Genomic DNA, 18,862 nt, shown 5'->3' on the forward strand with positions numbered 1-18,862 from the left:
TGCTCCCCTCAATGCGTCGCGGCGGGGGCATCCTGCCCCGTCTCGCTGTGGGTGTCGGTCTGACCGGCCGGTTGACCGTCGGCAGCGTGCGGGTCCGCGACACCGGTGTCGCCACCATGCCCGTCCTCCGCCTGCATCTCCTCGCTCACTTCCATATGGCCATGCTCATGCGCGCCGACCTTCGCCGCCTCCTGCGCGCGTTCTTCGGCGCCCGCGAGAACCGCGTCGATATATTGCGACGGCGTGAAGAGTTGCGCGGCGGTGCCCTGCAGCCAGTTGCTCGCAGGTCCGGCCAGCACGGTCAGCGCCACGGAGCCCGCCAGCAGGATACCGGTCGCGGTGAAGGCGAGGCCCGGCGCGCTCGCATCCTTAGGCCCGGCCGGCAGCTCGTCCTCCTCGGCCTCGACGGCGTAGGAACGCCAGAACACCTGGCTACCCGCCCGGGCATAGCCCACGATGGCGATCAGCGAGGTCACGAGAACCGTGGCCCAGAGCGCCCATTGGCCGCGCGTCGCGTCGAGGATCATCAGCTTGCCGAGGAAGCCCGACAGCGGCGGCATCCCCGCCATCGCGATCGCGCCCACGAAGAACATCCCGGCCATCAGCCCGTGGTTCTTCATCAGAGGCGCATCGGTATAGCCGAGCCCCCAACGGCCGCGCCGCTCACGCACGAGATCGGCAATCAGGAACATCGCCGCGGCCACCAACGTCGAGTGAACCATGTAGTAGAGACCTGCGGAGGTTGCCCCTTGGGTGAACTGCGCGAAGCCCAGCATCATCGTACCGACCGAGCCGATCACCGCATAGGCGACCGTGCGACCCAGATCGCGCGCCCCGAAAATACCGATCATCCCGATCGCCAGCGTCAGGAACGCGGCGGGCAGCAGGATGTCATGCGCAAGCGTGCCGGTGGTGCCGGTGATCGGAAAGATCAGCGTGTAGACGCGAACGATCGCGTAGGTGCCCACCTTGGTCATGATCGCGAACAACGCCGCCACCGGGCCGGGCGCGTTGGTATAGGTCGCGGGCAGCCAGAATTGCAGCGGCACCAGCGCCGCCTTGACCGCGAAGACCACCATCAGCAGCGCCGCGCCGACCTTGATCAGCGCCGTCTGATCGACCGGCATCTGCGCGACCTTCACCGCGAGATCCGCCATGTTGAGCGTGCCCGCCGTCGCGTAGATCGTACCCAGCGCGAACAGGAACAGCGTCGAGCCCGCGAGGTTGTAGACGACATATTGCACGCCCGATTTCAGCCGCGCGCGCCCGCCTCCATGGATCATCAGACCGTAGGAGGCGATCAGCAGAACCTCGAAGAAGACGAACAGGTTGAACGCGTCGCCCGTCAGGAAGGCACCGTTGATCCCCATCATCTGGAACTGCATCAGCGAGTGGAAATGCCAGCCGCGCTTGTCCCAGCCCGAGCCTATCGCATAGAGCACGATCACGAGGCCGAGGATCGAGGTCAGCAGCAGCATCAGCGCCGACAGCCGGTCGAGGACCAGCACGATGCCGTAGGGCGGCTCCCAGTTACCGAGGCGGTAGACCTCGGGCGGGTTCATCGAAGCCGAGATCATGAGCACGATCGCCAGCACGACCAGTGCGGACATGCCGAGGATCGAGGCCACGCGCTGCGTGACCAGATCGTAGCGCATCCACAGCACGATCAGCGGTGCGAGCATCGCCGGGATCAGGACAGGCGCGATGATCCAATGTTCCATCATCGGCCGTCCTCCTCTTGCTCGAGGTCGATGCGGTCATTGCCCGCCTCGATGAAGGCGCCAAGCGCGAGCATAACGACCACCGCCGTCATCCCGAAGGAGATCACGATCGCGGTCAGCACCAGCGCCTGCGGGATCGGGTCGGTATAGGAAGTCACGCCCTCGCGCAGGATCGGCGGCTGGTTGATCACCAGACGACCGGTGGCGAACAGGAAGACGTTCACCGCGTAGGACAGCAGCGACATGCCCACCACCACGGGGAAGGTGCGCAGACGCAGGATCATGTAGATGCCGGCGGCGGTCAGCACGCCGATGGCCGATGCAACGAGCACTTCCATCAGTGATCGCCCCCGTGGTTCTTCTTGTTCTCGTGCACGATGTCACGTTCGTGCTGGGTGGCTTCGCGCGCGGCGCGGGCGGTCTTCCACCAGCGGCGCGGCACTTTGGCGTCCGGTGGATATGGCCCGGCCGAGAGTGGCGCGAGCACGCGGGCTTCAGGTTTCTCGGCGGCGATATGCGCACCGTCCTCGCCGCCTTCCTCACCCATAGCGGCACGGCGTGCGAGGCGCGACAAACCGCCAAGCGCCAGCATCACCGAGCCCACGACGCCAAGGAAGACGCCAAGGTCGAAGCCCGCCGCCGTGGCCAGCTCAAACTTGTCTAGGCCGGGCAGTTTCACGTAGCCGAAATCGGAGGTCAGGAAGGGCATGTCGTTGAAGAAGGCCCCTGCCCCGGTGATCCCCGCGACCAGCACGCCGGACGCGATCAGCACGTGGTAATAGACCTTTTGGCGCGCCTGCGTCCACGCAAAGCCCGAGGCCATGTATTGCGTGACCAGCGCGATCGCGATCACCAGACCGGCGATGAAGCCACCACCGGGCGCGTTATGGCCGCGCAGGAAGATATACAGGCCCACGACCAGCGCGATCGGCATCATCACGCGCGTCACGATCAGCAGCATCAGCGGGTGCTTGTCGCCGCCGCGCGGCACGTCGGGCCGCCATGCGATCAGCTTGCGCGACGAGGCGCCCTGCAGCAGCGCCTCGGTCAGCGCGAAGATCACCAGCGCGGCGATGCCGAGCACCGTGATCTCGCCAAAGGTATCGTAGCCACGGAAGTCCACGAGAATCACGTTCACCACGTTATCCCCGCCCGCGAGGTTATAGCTGTTGTCGAGCATGTAGCCGGACATCGTCGGGAAGGCGAAATCGCGGGTCAGCAGCGCGTAGATCAGCCCCGAAACCGCGACGCCCGCCACGACCGAGAGCACCACATCGAAGCTGATCTTCATCCGGCTCGACTCGATCGAGGTGATCTTCGGCAGGAAGTTCAGCGCCAGAAGCATCAGCACCGTCGTCACGACCTCCACCGAGATCTGCGTCAGCGCGAGATCGGGTGCGGACAGGAAGATGAAGGAGACCGAGACGGTCAGGCCGACGATCCCGATCAGCACCAGCGCGAGGATGCGGTTGTGATGGAAGGCGACGATGCACATCGTCGCGGTCAGCAACAGCAGCCACGAGGTTACCGCAGCTCCATTCACCGGCGTCAGCGCCCGCGTCTGGGGGCCCAGCGTGCCGCTCGTGAAGGCGTAAAGACCGACGCCGACCGAGGTGATCGTGAACAGCATCAGGTAACGCGCCATCGCACCGTTATGCAGCGCCTGCGTGATCCAGCCCGCCAGACCCTGCGCGCGCGCAATCACCCAGTCGAACATCGCCTTGGCCTCGGGACGCGGCGTGGTGTCCCAGAGGCGCTGGAAGGGACGATGTGCAGCAAGCAACGCGATACCGCCGGCGACCGCGATGGCCGACATGATCAACGCCGGCGTGACGCCATGCCAGATCTTCAGCTCGTGCATGTGATAGCCGCCACCGACGACCGCATTGGTCGCCATCTGGACATAGCCGCCCGCCACCGCCATCGGAAACAGGCCGATCGCGATCACGAGGAAGGACAGGAAGGCAGGGCTGATCCACATGCCGAAAGGCGGATCATGCGGTGTCTTCGGCAGATCCTGCGGCGGCGGGCCGAAGAAGCCGTGGCTGATGAAGCGGAAGGCATAGGTGGCCGAGAACAGCGCCGCGACGGTCGCCAGAACCGGGATCAGCCAGACATTTTCGAGCCATTTGGTATGGGCGGCGGCTTCCAGCATCATCTCTTTCGACAAGAAGCCGTTGAACAGCGGAATCCCGGCCATGGACAGCGCGGCGATGGTCGCGATCACGAAGGTGATCGGCATCAGCTTGCGCAGCCCCGAGACGCGGGTCAGGTCGCGCGCGCCCGCCTCGTGATCGACGATGCCCGCCGACATGAAAAGCGCCGCCTTGAAAGTCGCATGGTTGATGATGTGGAAGACGGCGGCCAGCGCACCGGCCTCGGTCCCCAGCCCCAGCATGAAGGTGATCAGGCCAAGATGCGAGACGGTCGAGAAAGCCAGCAACGCCTTCATGTCATGTTTGAAGATCGCGATCTTGGCGGCGATCAGCATGGTGATCAGGCCCACGCTCGCCACGATGTAGAACCATTCCGGCGTGCCCGAGAGCACCGGCCACATCCGCGCCATCAGGAACAGCCCCGCCTTCACCATCGTCGCAGAATGTAGATAGGCCGAGACCGGCGTCGGCGCGGCCATCGCGTGCGGCAGCCAGAAATGGAACGGAAATTGCGCGGATTTGGTGAACGCACCGCCGAGGATCAGGAGCAGGGCCGGGATGTAATAGGGGCTCGCCTGAATCGCGTCCTTGTGCTTCAGGATCTCGGAGATGTCGTAGCTGCCCGCGATATTTCCGAGGATCAGCATCCCCGCGATCATCGAGAGCCCGCCCAAGCCGGTCACGGTCAGCGCCATGCGCGCGCCCTGACGGCCCGCGGGCAGGTGCTTCCAATAGCCGATGAGCAGGAAGGAGCTAAGCGAGGTCAGCTCCCAGAAGATCAGCAGCAGCAGGATGTTGTCGGACAGCACGATCCCCACCATCGCGCCCTGGAACAGAAGCAGGTAAGTGTAGAACTGGCCAACCGGGTCCCTGTTCGACAGGTAGAACCGCGCGTAGAGGATGATCAGCAACCCGATCCCGAGGATCAGTGTCGCGAAGAGCATCCCCAGACCGTCGATCCAGAAATTCACGTTCAGGCCCAGCCAAGGCAGCCAGTCGATCTTCGTCTCGACGACACCCCCCGCCATCACGGTCGGCAGGTTGAGCAACAACCCAAGCAGCGCAAGCCCCGTGAACAGGGCCGAAACCGCTGCGGCATTGGTGCGTCCGGTGCGGATCAGGATCGACGGCATGGCTGCGCCCAGGAAGGGCAAAGCGGCGATCAGGGCAGGCGACATCTTCTCTCCGGTCCGTTCTCTGGCGGGCCTTGGGGCGATGGATGCGACCGCACTCTCCCCCCGCGCAAGCTTTACTTTACCTGCGCACAGGGGACATGGCTGTCAAGCTTCACGAAGACGTTTCCTGACCAGAATCGCAAGGCATTGTGCCGGTGCCGCCCGAATGCGACAGCGACCCGCCCGCGCGGCGCCCTTTGCAGGCGCAGCAATCTGCGGCGGAAATGTCGTGGAATCGGCGGGAAATTGCGCTTTTCGATGCATGGATGGGCGGTGTTATGCGAGAATCGCATGGCTCGGCCCTGTCCGCCCCAGCGGCCTCGCTTCGCCTCTTGCAGTTTTTCAAGTCATGTGGATATGCAAATTGCAGCACGGCCCTTGTGAGGCCGCGCGAAGCGACTGTAATCGCAGGGAAACAGATGTCTCATTCCCGCACTGTGCAAGTGCCCCGCCTTTCCCGCCGTCAGCTCCTCGCCGCCGGTTCCGCTTTTGGCGCGCTCGGCGCGACGGGAGGCTGGCCGAACCATGCGCTCGCGCAAGATAGCGCCGCCCCGGCCGAGCCCTCGACCGCCCCTGCCCCGGCTCCCGCCGCACCGCAGCAATCGCCGTTTTCCTTCGACGATCTCGCGGCGCGGATGCAGAAAGCCGCCAAGGGCGAAGCTGTCCCGCCGGAAACCAGCTCGGCCGATTTCCTGAGCAAGCTGGATTACGACAGCTACCGGATGATCCGCTTCGACCCGGACAAGTCGCGCTTCGAGAATATCGAGGACACGCGTTTCGAGTTGCAGGCCTTCCATCTGGGCTGGCTCTTCAAGGAGCCGGTGCATCTCTCCAGCGTCGAGAACGGGCAAGCGCGCCCGATGACCTTCTCGACCGACGATTTCATCTATCAAAGCAAAGCGCGCAAGATCGTCCCCGAACATGCCGATCTGCCGGGCATCGCGGGCTTCCGGCTGAATACGCCGATCAACCGCCCCGATGTCATGGACGAGTTGATCGCGTTTCAGGGCGCATCCTATTTCCGCGCGCTCGGGCGCGGCTCGGCCTACGGGCTCTCCGCGCGCGGGCTGGCGGTGAATACCGGCGTCTCGGTCGCCGAGGAATTCCCGCGCTTCACCCAGTTCTGGGTCGAGACGCCGACCTCGGGCGCGAACTCGATCACCGTCTTCGCAGAGATGCATTCGGCCTCGCTGACGGGGGCCTACAAGTTCGTCATCACGCCCGGCGAGGCGACCGCGGTCGACGTGACCGCACGCCTCTTCATCCGCGAGGATATCCAGCAGCTCGGCGTGGCGCCGTTGACCTCGATGTTCCTCTACGGACCGCGCAACCGGCACGATTTCGACGATTACCGCCCGCGCGTGCATGACAGCGACGGGCTGGCGATCGAGCAGGCCGATGGCGACAAGCTGTGGCGGCCGCTGCAGAATCCCGACACGCTCGCCTCCTCCTATTTCGCGGAGAGCGCGCCGAAAAGCTTCGGTCTCTATCAGCGCGAGCGCGAGTTCGATCACTATCAGGACGCTTCGGCCCGTTACGAGCGTCGCCCCTCGGTCCGCGTCACGCCGCAGGGCGACTGGGGCAAGGGCATGGTTCGCCTGGTCGAGATTCCCTCGAAACTCGAGGTGAACGACAATATCGTCGCGTTCTGGGTGCCCGAAGCTCCGGCAAAAGCAGGCGATGCGCTGGAATTCGCCTATCGCCTCGAATGGGGCGACCTTCCCCCCGATCCGAGCGATCAACGCGCCTATGTCGACCAGACATGGGCCGGAACCGGCGGCGTGTCGGGCGTCGAGAACACTAAGGGAACCCGGAAATTCGTCATTGATTTCAAAGGCGGAGAGATTTCGCGCCTCCCCGCATCGGCTGTCGACGAGATCAAGCCGGTCACCCACGCGAACAAGGGCAAGATCGTGACTCAAGCCCTGTCGAAGGTCGAGCAGGACAATGTCTGGCGTCTCGTTCTGGATATTTCCGCCGATGGCGAAGCGCCGGTGGAACTCTCTGCGACACTAGCCGGTTTTGGACGGAACCTATCCGAGACCTGGCTCTATCAGTGGACCAAAGCATGAAATCACACCTGAAGCTGCCGGCCGTGCCGGCGCTGACCGACCAGCCGAGCGCCCTGCGCCGACTGTCCCCCGAAGACCTCGTTGAAGGGCCCGCCGCGCTGCCGGTCGCCCCGATGTCCATGCCTGCGCAACAGATCGAACCCGATCTTCGGCTGAGTACCCGGCTCGCCCGGATGCTGACCCGCCGCCCGATCGGGGAAGGCACCTGATATGTCCGCGCTAGCGCGCCCCCGTGGCGCATTGCTGATCGGCCTGCGCGCTCTGGCGCTCGGGCTTGCTGCGCTTGCGGGCATCGGCGCCTTCGTACTGTTCATCCAGTTCGGGCAGGCCGATGGGCTGCAAACGCTCGACGTGGTGCGCGCGCTGCTGATCCTGATCTCGACGCTCTGGCTCGCCTGGGGCGCTGTGCAGGCACTGATCGGCCTCACCTCGCGTGCAGAACCACCGCCGCGGGTGGACCCCCATGCGCGGATCCAAGGGCGCACGGTCGTGCTGGTGCCGGTCTATAACGAAGACCCGGTCTCCACCTTCTCGCGCGTGGCCGCGATGGATGCCTCGCTCGCCGCGACCGACGACGACGCGGAGGTCCATTTCGCGATCCTCTCGGACACCCGCAAGGACGACATCGCCCATCGCGAACTGCAGGTCTTCGCCCATCTCGTGGAAGAGCGCGACGCGCTTGGCCGGTTCTTCTATCGCCGCCGCACCAACAACGTGGGCAAGAAGGCGGGCAATATCGAGGATTTCATTACCCGTTCCGGCGCGGCCTATGATTTCGCGCTGATCCTCGATGCCGACAGCCTCATGGAAGGCGAGACGATCCTGCAGATGATCCGTAGGATCGAAGCCGAACCCCGCCTTGGCCTGCTGCAGACCCTGCCGAAAGTCGTGCGGGGTCGCTCACGCTTCGCTCGGGCGATGCAATTCTCGGCCAGCTTCTTCTCGCCCGTCTTCGCGCGTGGCCTGGCGATGCTGCAGGGCAAGACCGGCCCATTCTGGGGCCACAACGCCATCGTGCGCACCCGCGCTTTCGCCGAAAGCTGCGGCCTGCCCGCGCTGAGGGGGCAACCGCCCTTCGGCGGGCATGTGATGAGCCACGACTATGTCGAGGCGGCACTTCTGGCGCGCAACGGCTGGCTTGTGCGGCTCGACGACGATCTGGAGGGCTCCTTCGAGGAAGGCCCGGAGAATATCGTTGATCATGCCAAGCGCGACCGCCGTTGGTGTCAGGGCAACCTGCAACATGCGCGCATCATCGGCGCGCCGGGGCTGCGTGGCTGGTCGCGGTTCGTCTTTGCGCAGGGCATCATGGCCTATATCGCGCCGCTGTTCTGGCTGGGATTTCTCGTTGCCTCCATCGCGGCGCCCCTGTTCGTGCCGCCGCCGGATTACTTCCCCGAGCCCTACTGGCCCTTCCCCTATTTCCCGCCGTCGGAGGCCTCGAAGGCGATCGGCCTCGCCATCGGCATCTTCGGCCTGCTGCTGGTGCCGAAACTGCTGATCGCCGCGCGCGCCGCGATGAACGGCACGGCGCGCGGCTTCGGCGGCGGCAACCTCGCCTTCGCCTCGACGCTGAGCGAGCTGCTCTTCTCCTCGCTCACGGCCCCGGTGCTGCTGGCCTTCGCCACGCGTTCGGTCTTTCAGGTGCTGTTCGGAGCGGATGGCGGCTGGCCCACCAATAACCGCGGCGACGGACGGCTGAGCGTGGCCGACGGGTTCAACGCGGCGTGGTGGATTGTCGCCATCGGTGCTGCGGGCCTTGCCGTCACGTGGTGGCTCGCGCCCGGCCTGCTGTTCTGGCTGCTGCCGGTCGGTCTGCCGATGATCGCCGCGCCGTGGCTGATTTCGTGGTCGTCGCAACGCTCGGCCTCGCAGCTGATGCTGGTGCCCAGCGAAATTGACACGCCCCGCATCCTGCGTCTGCACGATGCGATCTTCACCCGCTGGGAAAATGCTTTCCCGGCCCCCGAGGGCGACCGCGCCGGTTTCGCGGACGCCCCTCACCGGAGCCCCGCACATGCGTAATATCGCGCTGATGAAACCCGGGCGCGACCTGCGGATCGACCTGTTCCGCGGCCTCGCGCTGGTGATGATCTATATCGATCACATCCCGGGCAATCTCTACGAGAACTTCACCTCCCGCAATCTGGGCTTCTCGGATGCGGCGGAGGGTTTCGTCTTCATGTCCGGCCTTGCCGCCGCGCTGGCTTACGGTCCGGCGCTGGCCAAGGGGCTGAGCTGGGAAGGCACCTCGCGGCTCTGGGGCCGGGCGTGGCTCCTCTATCTCGTGCATATCCTGACCGCCGTCTGGGCGATCGCCATCGTCTCGGCCGCCGTGCAGTTCTGGGGCAACGAGGCGATGCTGTCCAAGAACGCGATGAAGATCTACGGCACGGACCCGTTTGGCTTCCTGATCGGGATCGCGACGCTGGGTCACCAGCTGGGCTATGTGAACATCCTGCCGATGTATATGGCGCTTCTCTTGATGGCGCCCGCGCTTATCCGGATCGGTCAGCGCAGCAAATTGGCGCTGCTGGCGACCTCGGTCGGGCTTTGGGCGGCGACGGGGCTGTTCCGGCTGGACCTGCCGAACTACCCGATGGAAGGCGGCTGGTTCTTCAACCCGCTGGCGTGGCAACTGGTGTTCAGCCTCGGCATCCTGACGGGCCTTTCGCTGCGCCAAGGCAAGCGGCTCGTGCCTGTGAAAGGCTGGATCATCGCGCTTGCGGCGGGCTGGCTGGCACTGACCTTCGTCTGGATCCACAACGGCTGGATGCTGAAGAATTTCGGCCACGCGGTCTGGCAGTTGCGCCAGTGGAACGTGCCCTTCTTCATCGCGGGCTTCGACAAGACATTCGTGTCGCTGCCGCGCCTGTCGCACCTGCTGGCGCTCGCCTACATCCTGTCGCTGCCGGGGATCGTCCCGCGCATCGCCGAGGCGCGCGTGCTGGAGCCGATCCGGATGCTGGGCCGCCACTCGCTGCCGATCTTCGCGCTCGGCACGGTGCTGGCGATCGCGGGCCAGACGGTGAAGCAGGTACATCCGGGCGGGATCTGGCAGGACAGCATTCTGATCTTCGGCGGGCTCGCGCTGCAATTCGCCTTCGCCTACGGGCGCGACAATTTCGGCGCGAAGGCTGTGGCCCGGCGCCGGAAGGCCCGCGACGAGACAGAGCCTGCGCCCGCTCCGGTCCGGCGGCTGCACGCCGCAGAATAGCTCAGTTCAGGATCAGACCGTCCGAGCGCGCCGCCTGTTCCTTGATCGCCTTCACGGCGGCCTGAACCTTCGGCGTCCGGTGCAGATCGACATGGGTCACCAGCCACAGGTTGGTGTCCCAGGTATCATAGGGCTTCACCACCTCTTCGAGCGTCGGATCGGCGCGCCCCATCGGCACGGTCAGGAAGCCCAAGCCCAGACCCGCCTTGATCGCATCGACCTGGCTCTCGTGCTCGTTCGCGCGGAACACGACCTGCTCGTCCGGGACGTTGTCGCGCAGCCAGCGGTAGAACGGCGCGCGGCTGTCGCGGTTGTCGTTCGACACGAAGCGATGCTTTGCGAGTTCTTCCTTGGAGCGCGGAATCCCGAAGCGCTCGACATAGGCGTGGCTCGCATAGAGCGCATTCTGCATCCGGCCCAGCGACTGCACGACGTTGTCGGGCTCGGTCGGGCGGTTGCCGGCGCGGATCGCGACATGCGCCTCGCCATATTCCAGCCGGAACACGCGCTGATCGGTCAGATAGCGCAGCCGCAGCCCGGGATATTCGCCCAGAAGCTTTTCCATCGCGGGCAGCACCAGCACCGAAACCGCGGTCAGCGACGTCACGATCAGCTCGCCCGTGACTTCGTCGCCCGCGCCCGCGATCCGGGCAGCGAGTTGGCTGAACTGGTCCTCGGTCGCCTGCCCCACGGAGAGCAGTTGCTGCCCCGCTTCGGTCGGCGTGTAGCCGCGCGGATGGCGCTGGAACAGCTTCGTGCCCAGCTTGTCTTCCAACGCGTCGACATGGCGGATCACCGTCGCGTGGTGAACGCCCAAAACCTCCGCTGCACCCGAAACGGTGCCGATCCGCGCCACGTGAAATGCGGTACGGATTTCATCCCAACTGTCAAAGCTCATGCTGTGCGCCCGTGAACATAATCTGCTCGATCATGCCCGTTGCGTTCTGGATTGCAAGGGACAAGTAAGGCGCAGAACGAAAATCACCACCCCAAATCGAACACGTTTTACGGAGTCCTCCCCATGACCAAGACCCTTCGTATCGACAGCTCCATCAAAGGCGACGCGTCGATCTCCAAACGCCTCACGGACAAGATCGTCGAGCGGATCGGCGGCGACGTCACCGCCCGCGACGCGACCGCCATTCCCGCCATCGACGGTGCATGGATCGGCGCAGCCTATACCCCGGCCGACCAGCGCAGCGACGAACAGAAAGAGCTGCTCGCCCTGTCCGACGAGCTGATCGCCGAACTCAAGGCCGCCGACACGATCGTCATTGGCTGCGGCGTCTACAATTTCGGCGTCACCGGCCCGCTCAAGCACTGGATCGACATGGTCTGCCGCGTGGGCGAGACCTTCCGCTACACCGATGCCGGCCCCGAAGGCCTCGCCGGCCCGAAGCGCGTCATCATCGCCTACTCCTCGGGCGGCGTGCCGCAGGGCTCCGCCTTCGATTTCGCGACGCCCTACATCAAGCAGGTTCTGGGCTTCATCGGCATCACCGACGTGACCGTGGTCGCAGCCGAAGGCGTGAACCTCGACGAGGCGGCGGCGATCGCCAAGGCCGAGACCCAGATCATCGAGCTCGCAGCCTGATCCCCCAGTCTGCAAAGACGTTCCCTACCTCCCCCGACTGGCCCCGTGGTTGACTCCGCGGGGCCTTTGTCATAGTTCACGCGAGATTTCCCCGGAGGACGAATCCCTCCGGTCCCGGCATGAGGTCGGGATCGCCACCAGTCAGCGCGTTGCGCCCACTGGTGCGCTTGTCGTTTGTCCCGGCCCCAATCACAGGAGGGTGGCCCATGTTCGAAAGTCTATCCGAGCGCCTAGGCGGCGTCTTCGACCGGCTGACCAAACAAGGTGCGCTTTCCGCCGATGACGTGAAAACAGCCATGCGCGAAGTGCGCGTCGCGCTTCTCGAAGCTGACGTTTCGCTGCCGGTCGCCCGTCAGTTCATCAAATCGGTCGAGGGCAAGGCCACCGGCGCCGCGGTCACCAAATCGGTCACGCCGGGCCAGCAGGTCGTCAAGATCGTTCATGACGAGCTGATCAAGATGCTCGCGGGCGAAGAGCCTGCCGATGCGCTGAAGATCGACAACCCGCCCGCGCCGATCCTGATGGTCGGTCTTCAGGGCTCGGGTAAGACCACCACCACCGCCAAGCTCGCCAAGCGTCTCAAGGACCGCGAAGGCAAGCGCGTGCTGATGGCGTCGCTCGACACCAACCGCCCGGCGGCAATGGAGCAGCTGCAGATCCTCGGCACCCAGATCGGTGTCGACACGCTGCCGATCGTGAAGGGCGAAAGCGCCGTGCAGATCGCCAAGCGCGCCAAGCAGCAAGCGACGCTCGGCGGCTATGACGTCTACATGCTCGACACCGCGGGACGTCTGCATATCGACGAAGTGCTGATGGACGAGGTTCAGGCGGTGCGCGATGTCGCAAACCCGCGTGAGACGCTCCTCGTCGTCGATGGCCTGACCGGTCAGGATGCCGTGAACGTCGCGACCGAGTTCGACGAGAAGGTCGGCGTCTCGGGCGTCGTGCTGACCCGGATGGACGGCGACGGTCGTGGTGGTGCGGCGCTCTCGATGCGCGCGGTCACCGGCAAGCCGATCCGCTTCGTGGGTCTGGGCGAGAAAATGGACGCGCTCGAGACCTTCGAGGCCGAGCGTATCGCGGGCCGCATCCTCGGCATGGGCGACATCGTCGCCCTCGTGGAGCGCGCGCAGGAAACGCTGGAACAGGAACAGGCGGAGCGCATGGCCAAGCGCTTCCAGAAGGGCCTGTTCAACATGAACGACATGAAGAACCAGCTTGAGCAGATGATCAAGATGGGCGGGATGCAGGGCGTCATGGGCATGATGCCGGGCATGTCGAAATACGCCAAGCAGGCGGAAGACGCCGGGCTGAATGACAAGACGATCAGCCACCAGATCGCGCTCATCAACTCGATGACCAAGAAGGAGCGCGCCAACCCGCAGATCCTTCAGGCGAGCCGCAAGAAGAGGATCGCGGCGGGCGCGGGCCTCGAAGTGTCCGATCTCAACAAGCTGCTGAAGATGCATCGCCAGATGTCCGACTCGATGAAGAAGCTCTCGAAGATGGGCAAGGGCGGCATGATGAAACAGGCGATGAAGATGATGGGCGGCAAAGGCGGCGGCGCGCCGGATCTGGCAAGCATGGATCCGTCCGAGGTCGAAGCCGCCGCCAAGGCGATGGGCGGCAAGATGCCCAAGGGCGGCATGCCCGGTCTGGGCGGCGCGTTGCCGCCGGGCCTGTCGGGCTTCGGCAAGAAGAAGTGATCGAGATGACCGTCGCGCTGTCCCCCACGCCTGTTCTCGAGACCGAGCGTCTCGTGCTCCGCGCCCCGAAGGCTGCGGATTGGGCGGCATGGCGCGATTTCTACATGTCCGAGCGCAGCCACTGGTTTCGTCCGGTGAAAGAGCCGACCCCCGAAGCCGCATGGCGCAGCTTCGCGGCGATCGCCGGCCATTGGGTCCTGCGCGGCTGGGGCATGTTCGTGATGACCGAGCGCGGCTCGGATCAGGGTTTCGGGGCGCTCGGCCCCTGGATGCCCGAGAGCTGGCCCGAGGCCGAGATCGCCTGGTCGGTCTGGTCGCAGGAGGCCGAGGGCAAAGGCTACGTGGCCGAGGCCGCGCGCGCGGTGATCGCTCATGCGTTCCGCGACCTGAAATGGTCCACCGCTGTCAGCTATATCGACCCGAACAACACCCGTTCGACCGCGCTGGCCGAGCGTCTGGGCGCGCGCCCCGACCCGCAGGCCGCCTATCCCGGGGAGCCGCCGATCGTCGTCTGGCGTCACCCCGCCCCGAAGGAGGCCGCCGCATGAGCGATGCAACCACCCGTGCCGCTGAGTTGCTGAAAGAGCATCGCGACAGCATCGACCGGCTCGATGCGGTGATGATCTACACGCTGGCCGAACGCTTTGCCCAGACGCAGGCCGTCGGCAAGCTGAAGGCAGAGCACGACCTTCCGCCCTCCGATCCCGATCGGGAGGCCAAGCAGATCGCCCGGCTCGAAAAGCTGGCGAGCGATTCCGGGCTCGACCCGGAATTCGCGAAGAAGTTCCTCAATTTCGTGATTTCGGAAGTGATCCGGCATCACGAGCAATTCCAGAAATGACGGGCCATCCGGCCCATCACCAGCCATCCAAAGGAGACAACTGACATGGCTATGAAAATCCGCCTCGCCCGTGGGGGCTCCAAGAAGCGTCCGTTCTATTCGATCGTCGCTACCGACTCGCGCATGCCGCGTGACGGCCGCTTCCTCGAGAAGCTGGGCACCTACAACCCGCTGCTCCCGAAGGACAGCGAAGACCGCGTAAAAATGAACATCGAGCGCGTGAAGTACTGGCTCGACCAGGGCGCACAGCCGACCGACCGCATCGCGCGCTTCCTCGAAGCCGCTGGCGAGCGCAGCAAGGCGACCCGCGCCAACATGAAGAAAGCCGTTCCGGGCAAGAAAGCCCAGGAGCGCGCCGAACAGCGTGCCGCCAAGGCCGCCGAGGCGAACGCCGAAGAAGCACCCGCCGAAGAATAATCGGCAGCTATGGATGGCTGGTGGGCCGGGCGCGATATGTGCCCGGCCCCTGCCCCATCCGATCTAGCACAGAGGATCGCATCATGACCCAACCCGAACGCGTCTGCGTGGGTGCCATTGCCGGAGCTTTCGGCGTGCAGGGCGAAGTGCGCCTCAAGAGTTTCTGCGCCGAACCCGAGGATATCGCAGGATATGCCCCGCTTTATACCGAAGACGGCGCACGCCAGTTCGACGTAACGCTGACGCGGGGCCTGAAGAACGGGCTTGGCGCACGGCTGTCGGGCGTGGCCACGAAGGAAGAGGCCGATGCGCTGCGGGGCACGACCCTCTGGGCCGACCGCGACAAACTGCCCTCGCTTCCTGACGACGAATTCTATCATGCCGACCTGATCGGGCTGACGGTGGTGGACACCGGCGGCGCCAAGATCGGCACCGTGCGCGCGGTCCACAATCACGGCGCGGGTGACATTCTCGAAATCTACGCGCCCGGGCGCAAACAGGCGCTGCTTCTGCCCTTCACCAAGGCCATCGTGCCGACCGTGGATCTCGCCGCGCAGCGTATCGTCGTCGATCCGCCCGAGGATCTGTAATCGGATGCGTGTGATCGTCCATCCGGGCTTTCACAAGACCGGCACCTCCACGATCCAGACCGGACTGCGCGAAGTCAGCGCCCATCTGCCCGATTGGGTAATTGCGCTGCGCGAAGACATTCCCGACGCGGCCGCCGCTGCCCGCGCCTATTCGCTGACGCGGGACCCGTTCGAGTTGGGGCTCTATCAGGCCGCGCTCGCCAGTTGGGCCGATGCCCTCCCCGAAGACACCAGGCAAGCCGTGATCTCGATCGAAGGGCTCGCAGGCCACATGCCGGGGCGCGATGGCGTGCTGGACTATTCCGCAACGCCAGCCCTGATGGGCGCGCTGGCGGAGATGTTCCACGCGAAATACGAAGACGCGCTGGAGTTGCAGCTGTTTCTGACCACCCGCGAGAAGACCGCATGGATCGACAGCCTGCATTGGCAGCACGTGCGCAGCGGCATGCTGACGGACTCGCTCGACACCTTCCGCACCCGACTGTCGGGCTTCGATCTCGCCCCCGTTCTGCGTGAGATCGTAAGCGCCGTGGCGCCTTTCCCGGTGAACTGGGTCATGCTCGACGAAGCCCGCGATAATCCTCACGGCCCGCTGACGCCGCTTCTTGATCTGATGGGCGTGCCCCCCGAAATTCGCGCGTCGCTTGGCGTCGGGACCACGGCCAACGCGCGCCCGCGAAGAGTGGACCGGGCGGCGCTGGCCGACCAACTCGCCGCGATCAACGCCGAAGGGTTGCCGCGCGATGCAACAAAAGAGAAAAAGCGCGCCATATTGCGAGCGGCATGGCGCGAAGAGGCAGAGGCGAAATCCGATGAGTGACGACAAACCCAAGCTCGCGACCAAGTCGCATGGCCGCCTGACGATCTCGCCGACGCGCAAGCCCAGCTCGCTGATGGACGAGCCGCTGCGGCTGAAAGGCGCGTGGACCGCGAAGATCGTCACGCTCTTCCCCGAAGCCTTCCCCGGCACGCTGGGTCTGAGCCTTCTGGGCCGCGCCCGCGATCTGGGTCTCTGGGCGCTTGAGACGATCGACCTACGCCCCTTCGGCATCGGCAAGCACCGCAACGTCGACGACACGCCCGCCGGCGGCGGCGCTGGGATGGTGCTGCGCGCCGATGTGGTGGGCGAGGCGCTCAAGCAGGCCGCCCGCGGCACGCCGGATGACCGTGCGCGCTGGCCGGTCGTATATCTCTCGCCGCGCGGCAAGCCGCTGACGCAGGAGATGGCGCGCCGCTTTGCCGAGGCCGACGGCATGACCCTTTTGTGCGGGCGGTTCGAGGGCGTGGACGAGCGTGTGCTGGAACATTTCGGCGTCGAGGAAGTCTCGATCGGCGATTTCGTCCTGACGGGGGGCGAGGTGGCCGCCCAAGTGCTGATCGACGCCACCGTGCGGCTGCTGCCGGGCGTTCTGGGCAATGCCGAGAGCGCGGTGGAGGAAAGCCATTCCAGCGGATTGCTGGAGCACCCCCAATACACCCGCCCCGCCGAATGGGAAGGCCGTTCGATCCCCGAAGTGCTGACCTCGGGCAACCACAAGAAGATCGAAGACTGGCGCCGCGAGATGAGCGAGAAACTCACGCAGGAACGACGGCCGGATTTGTGGGAGAAGCGAGGGCTTCCCTCAAACGACGATTCATCCAGCTGATCCCGCGCGCGCCTATAAAACAGGCTTGATCCACACCCCATTTCCCCGTAATACGCGCGGGTCCGGGCCGGAATCGGCCCTCGGACCCTTTTGCTGTTGCCCGGCGGCGCCTTCTTCGGCCCGCGTCACGGCACCGGCGAAGGGCGCAAAAAGCGAAAGACGACCTGAAATCTCCCGCGGGCGCGACCCTGAAAAGGCGAGCGGACCCGATGAAGACGCGGAGCTCTGAGGCGGCGAAACCTTCACGGGACAAACCGTGAGCATGTGAAAGGACGTTGCGATGAACCTGATCGCACAGCTCGAGGCGGAACAGATCGCCGAGCTCAACAAGACCATCCCGGATTTCAAAGCCGGTGACACCATTCGCGTCGGCTACAAAGTGACCGAAGGCACCCGTTCGCGCGTGCAGGCCTATGAAGGCGTCTGCATCTCGCGCACGGGCGGCGACACGCTGGCGGCTTCGTTCACCGTGCGCAAGATCTCCTTCGGCGAAGGCGTGGAGCGTGTGTTCCCGCTCTATTCGACCAACATCGACTCGATCGAAGTGGTCCGCCGTGGCCGCGTGCGTCGCGCCAAGCTGTACTACCTGCGCGCCCGTCGCGGTAAGTCGGCTCGTATCGCCGAAGACACCCACTACAAGCCCAAAGCTGCGAAATAAGGAGCGGGACCATGAAAGCCGATACCCATCCCGACTACCACACGATCACCGTCAAGATGACCGACGGGACCGAATACCAGACCCGCTCGACCTGGGGCTCCGAGGGCGACACCCTCACCCTCGACATCGACCCGACCTCGCACCCGGCGTGGAACGGCGGTTCGTCGCGCCTCATGGACACCGGTGGCCGCGTGTCGAAGTTCAAGAACAAGTATGCCGGCCTCGGCTTCTAAGCCTGAGCTGCATGACTGTTACGGAAAAGGGCGCCTCGCGGGCGCCCTTTTTCATGTGTGTCGTCATGTGCATAGCCGCGAGGGTCACCGCCCCCCGCGATAGACCTTGCGCAGTTCCGGCACGGCGATGACGATCAGCAGCGCCGCCGCCAGAGCGAAGACCATCGGGCCGATGCGCTCATATCCCAGCACGCCTGCGATGCCGCCCGCGAAGAAGGAACACAGCGTCGCGACATGCAGCAGGAGCCGCGATCGCAGCACCTGCCTGATTTCCGCATCGCGCGCACCCGGCAACAAGGCGGCCAGCTCCAGCCCCAGATCGGTCGCGATGCCGGACACATGGCTCGTGCGCACCCGCCCGTCCGAGATCTTCGTGCTCGCTGCGTTCTGCAGCCCCATCAGGAAGCTGAGGCCGATCATCATCAGGTGCTCGCTCATCGCCGCGGCCCAGACCATGTCCAGGATCGTGAGCACGATCAGCAGTCCAGCTTCCAGAAGGATCGACAGCGCGTAGATCCCGTGCAACCGCCGGCGCTGCCCCACGTCGATCAGCACGCCAGACGCAAAGGCGCCGAAGACGAAAGCCAGAAGCAGCAGCAGGAACCAGATCGCCGTGCCGAACCGCCCCAGCGCGAGCAGGTCGGTCGCGGTCGAGACATTCCCGGTCATGTTGGCCGAGAAATAGCCGAGCGCCCTGAACCCGGCCGCATTCACCGCGCCCGCGACCAGCGACAGCCAGACCGCCAGCGCGAGGTCGATCGAAACGCTCCGATCGTCTCCGGCATGTATCAGCACCGCCTGCCCCCCACGCTTTTGCACTCTCGCCCCGACTATCG

Annotated in this window: 19 protein-coding genes; 14 read left to right on the top strand and 5 right to left on the bottom strand. The window is 65.1% G+C overall.

Annotated elements, in window-relative coordinates; genetic code table 11:
* Window positions 1–8 precede the first annotated feature (8 nt).
* From B6V75_RS16705 to B6V75_RS16715, 3 genes are read right to left on the bottom strand one after another with little or no spacing between them, the layout of a single operon-like run.
* Window positions 9–1,721 carry a monovalent cation/H+ antiporter subunit D gene (locus B6V75_RS16705; RefSeq protein WP_088720485.1) on the bottom strand — a complete coding sequence of 571 codons (1,713 nt, stop codon included), beginning with the start codon at window positions 1,719–1,721 and terminating at the stop codon, window positions 9–11.
* Window positions 1,721–2,059: a Na+/H+ antiporter subunit C gene (locus B6V75_RS16710; protein ID WP_075775819.1), complete on the bottom strand. Its 339-nt coding sequence runs from the start codon at window positions 2,057–2,059 to the stop codon at window positions 1,721–1,723. Before B6V75_RS16710 ends, B6V75_RS16705 begins: the two co-directional genes overlap by 1 nt.
* Window positions 2,059–5,055: a monovalent cation/H+ antiporter subunit A gene (locus B6V75_RS16715; RefSeq protein ID WP_088720426.1), complete on the bottom strand. Its 2,997-nt coding sequence runs from the start codon at window positions 5,053–5,055 to the stop codon at window positions 2,059–2,061. Before B6V75_RS16715 ends, B6V75_RS16710 begins: the two co-directional genes overlap by 1 nt.
* 416 nt (window positions 5,056–5,471) lie before the next feature.
* On the opposite strand from B6V75_RS16715, the gene B6V75_RS16720 reads away from it, so the two are divergent.
* From B6V75_RS16720 to B6V75_RS16735, 4 genes are read left to right on the top strand one after another with little or no spacing between them, the layout of a single operon-like run.
* A complete protein-coding gene (locus B6V75_RS16720) occupies window positions 5,472–7,124 on the top strand; it encodes a glucan biosynthesis protein G (protein ID WP_088720427.1) in 1,653 nt (550 codons plus the stop codon).
* Entirely contained in the window at window positions 7,121–7,333 is a 213-nt protein-coding gene (locus B6V75_RS16725; RefSeq protein WP_088720428.1) for a hypothetical protein, read from the top strand. The genes B6V75_RS16720 and B6V75_RS16725 overlap by 4 nt, the downstream gene beginning before the upstream one ends.
* Before the next feature lies 1 nt (window position 7,334).
* Window positions 7,335–9,149: a glucans biosynthesis glucosyltransferase MdoH gene (gene mdoH / locus B6V75_RS16730; RefSeq protein WP_088720429.1), complete on the top strand. Its 1,815-nt coding sequence runs from the start codon at window positions 7,335–7,337 to the stop codon at window positions 9,147–9,149.
* A complete protein-coding gene (locus B6V75_RS16735; RefSeq protein ID WP_168174499.1) occupies window positions 9,142–10,341 on the top strand; it encodes an OpgC domain-containing protein in 1,200 nt (399 codons plus the stop codon). Before mdoH ends, B6V75_RS16735 begins: the two co-directional genes overlap by 8 nt.
* Before the next feature lies 1 nt (window position 10,342).
* Here B6V75_RS16735 and B6V75_RS16740 read toward each other — a convergent pair whose 3' ends face one another.
* On the bottom strand, window positions 10,343–11,239 hold the full coding sequence (locus B6V75_RS16740) for a LysR family transcriptional regulator (protein ID WP_075775814.1): 897 nt from the start codon (window positions 11,237–11,239) through the stop codon (window positions 10,343–10,345).
* 123 nt (window positions 11,240–11,362) lie between these two features.
* Here B6V75_RS16740 and B6V75_RS16745 point away from each other — a divergent pair, with 123 nt between their 5' ends.
* The 10 genes from B6V75_RS16745 (at window position 11,363) to rpmE (ending at window position 18,026) form a co-directional block, all read left to right on the top strand.
* Window positions 11,363–11,935, top strand: a complete 573-nt coding sequence (locus B6V75_RS16745; RefSeq protein WP_075775813.1) for an NAD(P)H-dependent oxidoreductase — start codon at window positions 11,363–11,365, stop codon at window positions 11,933–11,935.
* Between the two features lie 206 nt (window positions 11,936–12,141).
* The gene (gene ffh / locus B6V75_RS16750; RefSeq protein ID WP_088720431.1) at window positions 12,142–13,641 is read left to right on the top strand and encodes a signal recognition particle protein; all 1,500 of its coding nucleotides are present in this window, start codon (window positions 12,142–12,144) and stop codon (window positions 13,639–13,641) included.
* 5 nt (window positions 13,642–13,646) lie between these two features.
* A complete protein-coding gene (locus tag B6V75_RS16755; RefSeq protein ID WP_075776005.1) occupies window positions 13,647–14,189 on the top strand; it encodes a GNAT family N-acetyltransferase in 543 nt (180 codons plus the stop codon).
* Window positions 14,186–14,482, top strand: a complete 297-nt coding sequence (locus B6V75_RS16760) for a chorismate mutase (protein WP_088720432.1) — start codon at window positions 14,186–14,188, stop codon at window positions 14,480–14,482. The genes B6V75_RS16755 and B6V75_RS16760 overlap by 4 nt, the downstream gene beginning before the upstream one ends.
* A gap of 45 nt (window positions 14,483–14,527) precedes the next feature.
* A complete protein-coding gene (gene rpsP, locus B6V75_RS16765) occupies window positions 14,528–14,899 on the top strand; it encodes a 30S ribosomal protein S16 (RefSeq protein ID WP_075775810.1) in 372 nt (123 codons plus the stop codon).
* Between the two features lie 83 nt (window positions 14,900–14,982).
* Complete coding sequence (gene rimM / locus B6V75_RS16770) at window positions 14,983–15,489, top strand: ribosome maturation factor RimM (protein ID WP_075775809.1); 507 nt, start codon at window positions 14,983–14,985, stop codon at window positions 15,487–15,489.
* Window positions 15,490–15,493: 4 nt separating this feature from the next.
* Window positions 15,494–16,309 (top strand): hypothetical protein, encoded by an 816-nt coding sequence (locus B6V75_RS16775; protein ID WP_088720433.1) that lies wholly within the window; start codon window positions 15,494–15,496, stop codon window positions 16,307–16,309.
* Window positions 16,302–17,135 carry a tRNA (guanosine(37)-N1)-methyltransferase TrmD gene (gene trmD, locus B6V75_RS16780; RefSeq protein WP_088720434.1) on the top strand — a complete coding sequence of 278 codons (834 nt, stop codon included), beginning with the start codon at window positions 16,302–16,304 and terminating at the stop codon, window positions 17,133–17,135. The genes B6V75_RS16775 and trmD overlap by 8 nt, the downstream gene beginning before the upstream one ends.
* A 280-nt stretch (window positions 17,136–17,415) precedes the next feature.
* Complete coding sequence (rplS, locus tag B6V75_RS16785) at window positions 17,416–17,793, top strand: 50S ribosomal protein L19 (protein WP_088720435.1); 378 nt, start codon at window positions 17,416–17,418, stop codon at window positions 17,791–17,793.
* An 11-nt stretch (window positions 17,794–17,804) separates the two neighbouring features.
* Entirely contained in the window at window positions 17,805–18,026 is a 222-nt protein-coding gene (rpmE, locus tag B6V75_RS16790; protein WP_075775805.1) for a 50S ribosomal protein L31, read from the top strand.
* Window positions 18,027–18,110: 84 nt separating this feature from the next.
* Here rpmE and B6V75_RS16795 read toward each other — a convergent pair whose 3' ends face one another.
* Window positions 18,111–18,821, bottom strand: coding sequence for a YoaK family protein (locus tag B6V75_RS16795; RefSeq protein ID WP_168174500.1), 711 nt, complete (start codon window positions 18,819–18,821; stop codon window positions 18,111–18,113).
* Between the last annotated feature and the right edge of the window lie 41 nt (window positions 18,822–18,862).

The sequence above is a fragment of the Thioclava sp. F1Mire-8 genome (genome assembly GCF_002213165.1).
GTDB lineage: Bacteria > Pseudomonadota > Alphaproteobacteria > Rhodobacterales > Rhodobacteraceae > Thioclava > Thioclava nitratireducens.

Bases quoted from the DNA above. Each gene is read 5' to 3' on its own strand.
- B6V75_RS16705 (WP_088720485.1), bottom strand. From the start codon at position 1,721: ATGGAACATTGGATCATCGCGCCTGTCCTGATCCCGGCGATGCTCGCA.
- B6V75_RS16740 (WP_075775814.1), bottom strand. From the start codon at position 11,239: ATGAGCTTTGACAGTTGGGATGAAATCCGTACCGCATTTCACGTGGCG.
- rplS (WP_088720435.1), top strand. From the start codon at position 17,416: ATGAACCTGATCGCACAGCTCGAGGCGGAACAGATCGCCGAGCTCAAC.
- rpsP (WP_075775810.1), top strand. From the start codon at position 14,528: ATGGCTATGAAAATCCGCCTCGCCCGTGGGGGCTCCAAGAAGCGTCCG.
- B6V75_RS16715 (WP_088720426.1), bottom strand. From the start codon at position 5,055: ATGTCGCCTGCCCTGATCGCCGCTTTGCCCTTCCTGGGCGCAGCCATG.
- B6V75_RS16760 (WP_088720432.1), top strand. From the start codon at position 14,186: ATGAGCGATGCAACCACCCGTGCCGCTGAGTTGCTGAAAGAGCATCGC.
- B6V75_RS16745 (WP_075775813.1), top strand. From the start codon at position 11,363: ATGACCAAGACCCTTCGTATCGACAGCTCCATCAAAGGCGACGCGTCG.
- B6V75_RS16775 (WP_088720433.1), top strand. From the start codon at position 15,494: ATGCGTGTGATCGTCCATCCGGGCTTTCACAAGACCGGCACCTCCACG.
- rpmE (WP_075775805.1), top strand. From the start codon at position 17,805: ATGAAAGCCGATACCCATCCCGACTACCACACGATCACCGTCAAGATG.
- B6V75_RS16735 (WP_168174499.1), top strand. From the start codon at position 9,142: ATGCGTAATATCGCGCTGATGAAACCCGGGCGCGACCTGCGGATCGAC.
- B6V75_RS16720 (WP_088720427.1), top strand. From the start codon at position 5,472: ATGTCTCATTCCCGCACTGTGCAAGTGCCCCGCCTTTCCCGCCGTCAG.
- rimM (WP_075775809.1), top strand. From the start codon at position 14,983: ATGACCCAACCCGAACGCGTCTGCGTGGGTGCCATTGCCGGAGCTTTC.
- B6V75_RS16725 (WP_088720428.1), top strand. From the start codon at position 7,121: ATGAAATCACACCTGAAGCTGCCGGCCGTGCCGGCGCTGACCGACCAG.
- trmD (WP_088720434.1), top strand. From the start codon at position 16,302: ATGAGTGACGACAAACCCAAGCTCGCGACCAAGTCGCATGGCCGCCTG.
- B6V75_RS16755 (WP_075776005.1), top strand. From the start codon at position 13,647: ATGACCGTCGCGCTGTCCCCCACGCCTGTTCTCGAGACCGAGCGTCTC.
- ffh (WP_088720431.1), top strand. From the start codon at position 12,142: ATGTTCGAAAGTCTATCCGAGCGCCTAGGCGGCGTCTTCGACCGGCTG.
- B6V75_RS16710 (WP_075775819.1), bottom strand. From the start codon at position 2,059: ATGGAAGTGCTCGTTGCATCGGCCATCGGCGTGCTGACCGCCGCCGGC.
- mdoH (WP_088720429.1), top strand. From the start codon at position 7,335: ATGTCCGCGCTAGCGCGCCCCCGTGGCGCATTGCTGATCGGCCTGCGC.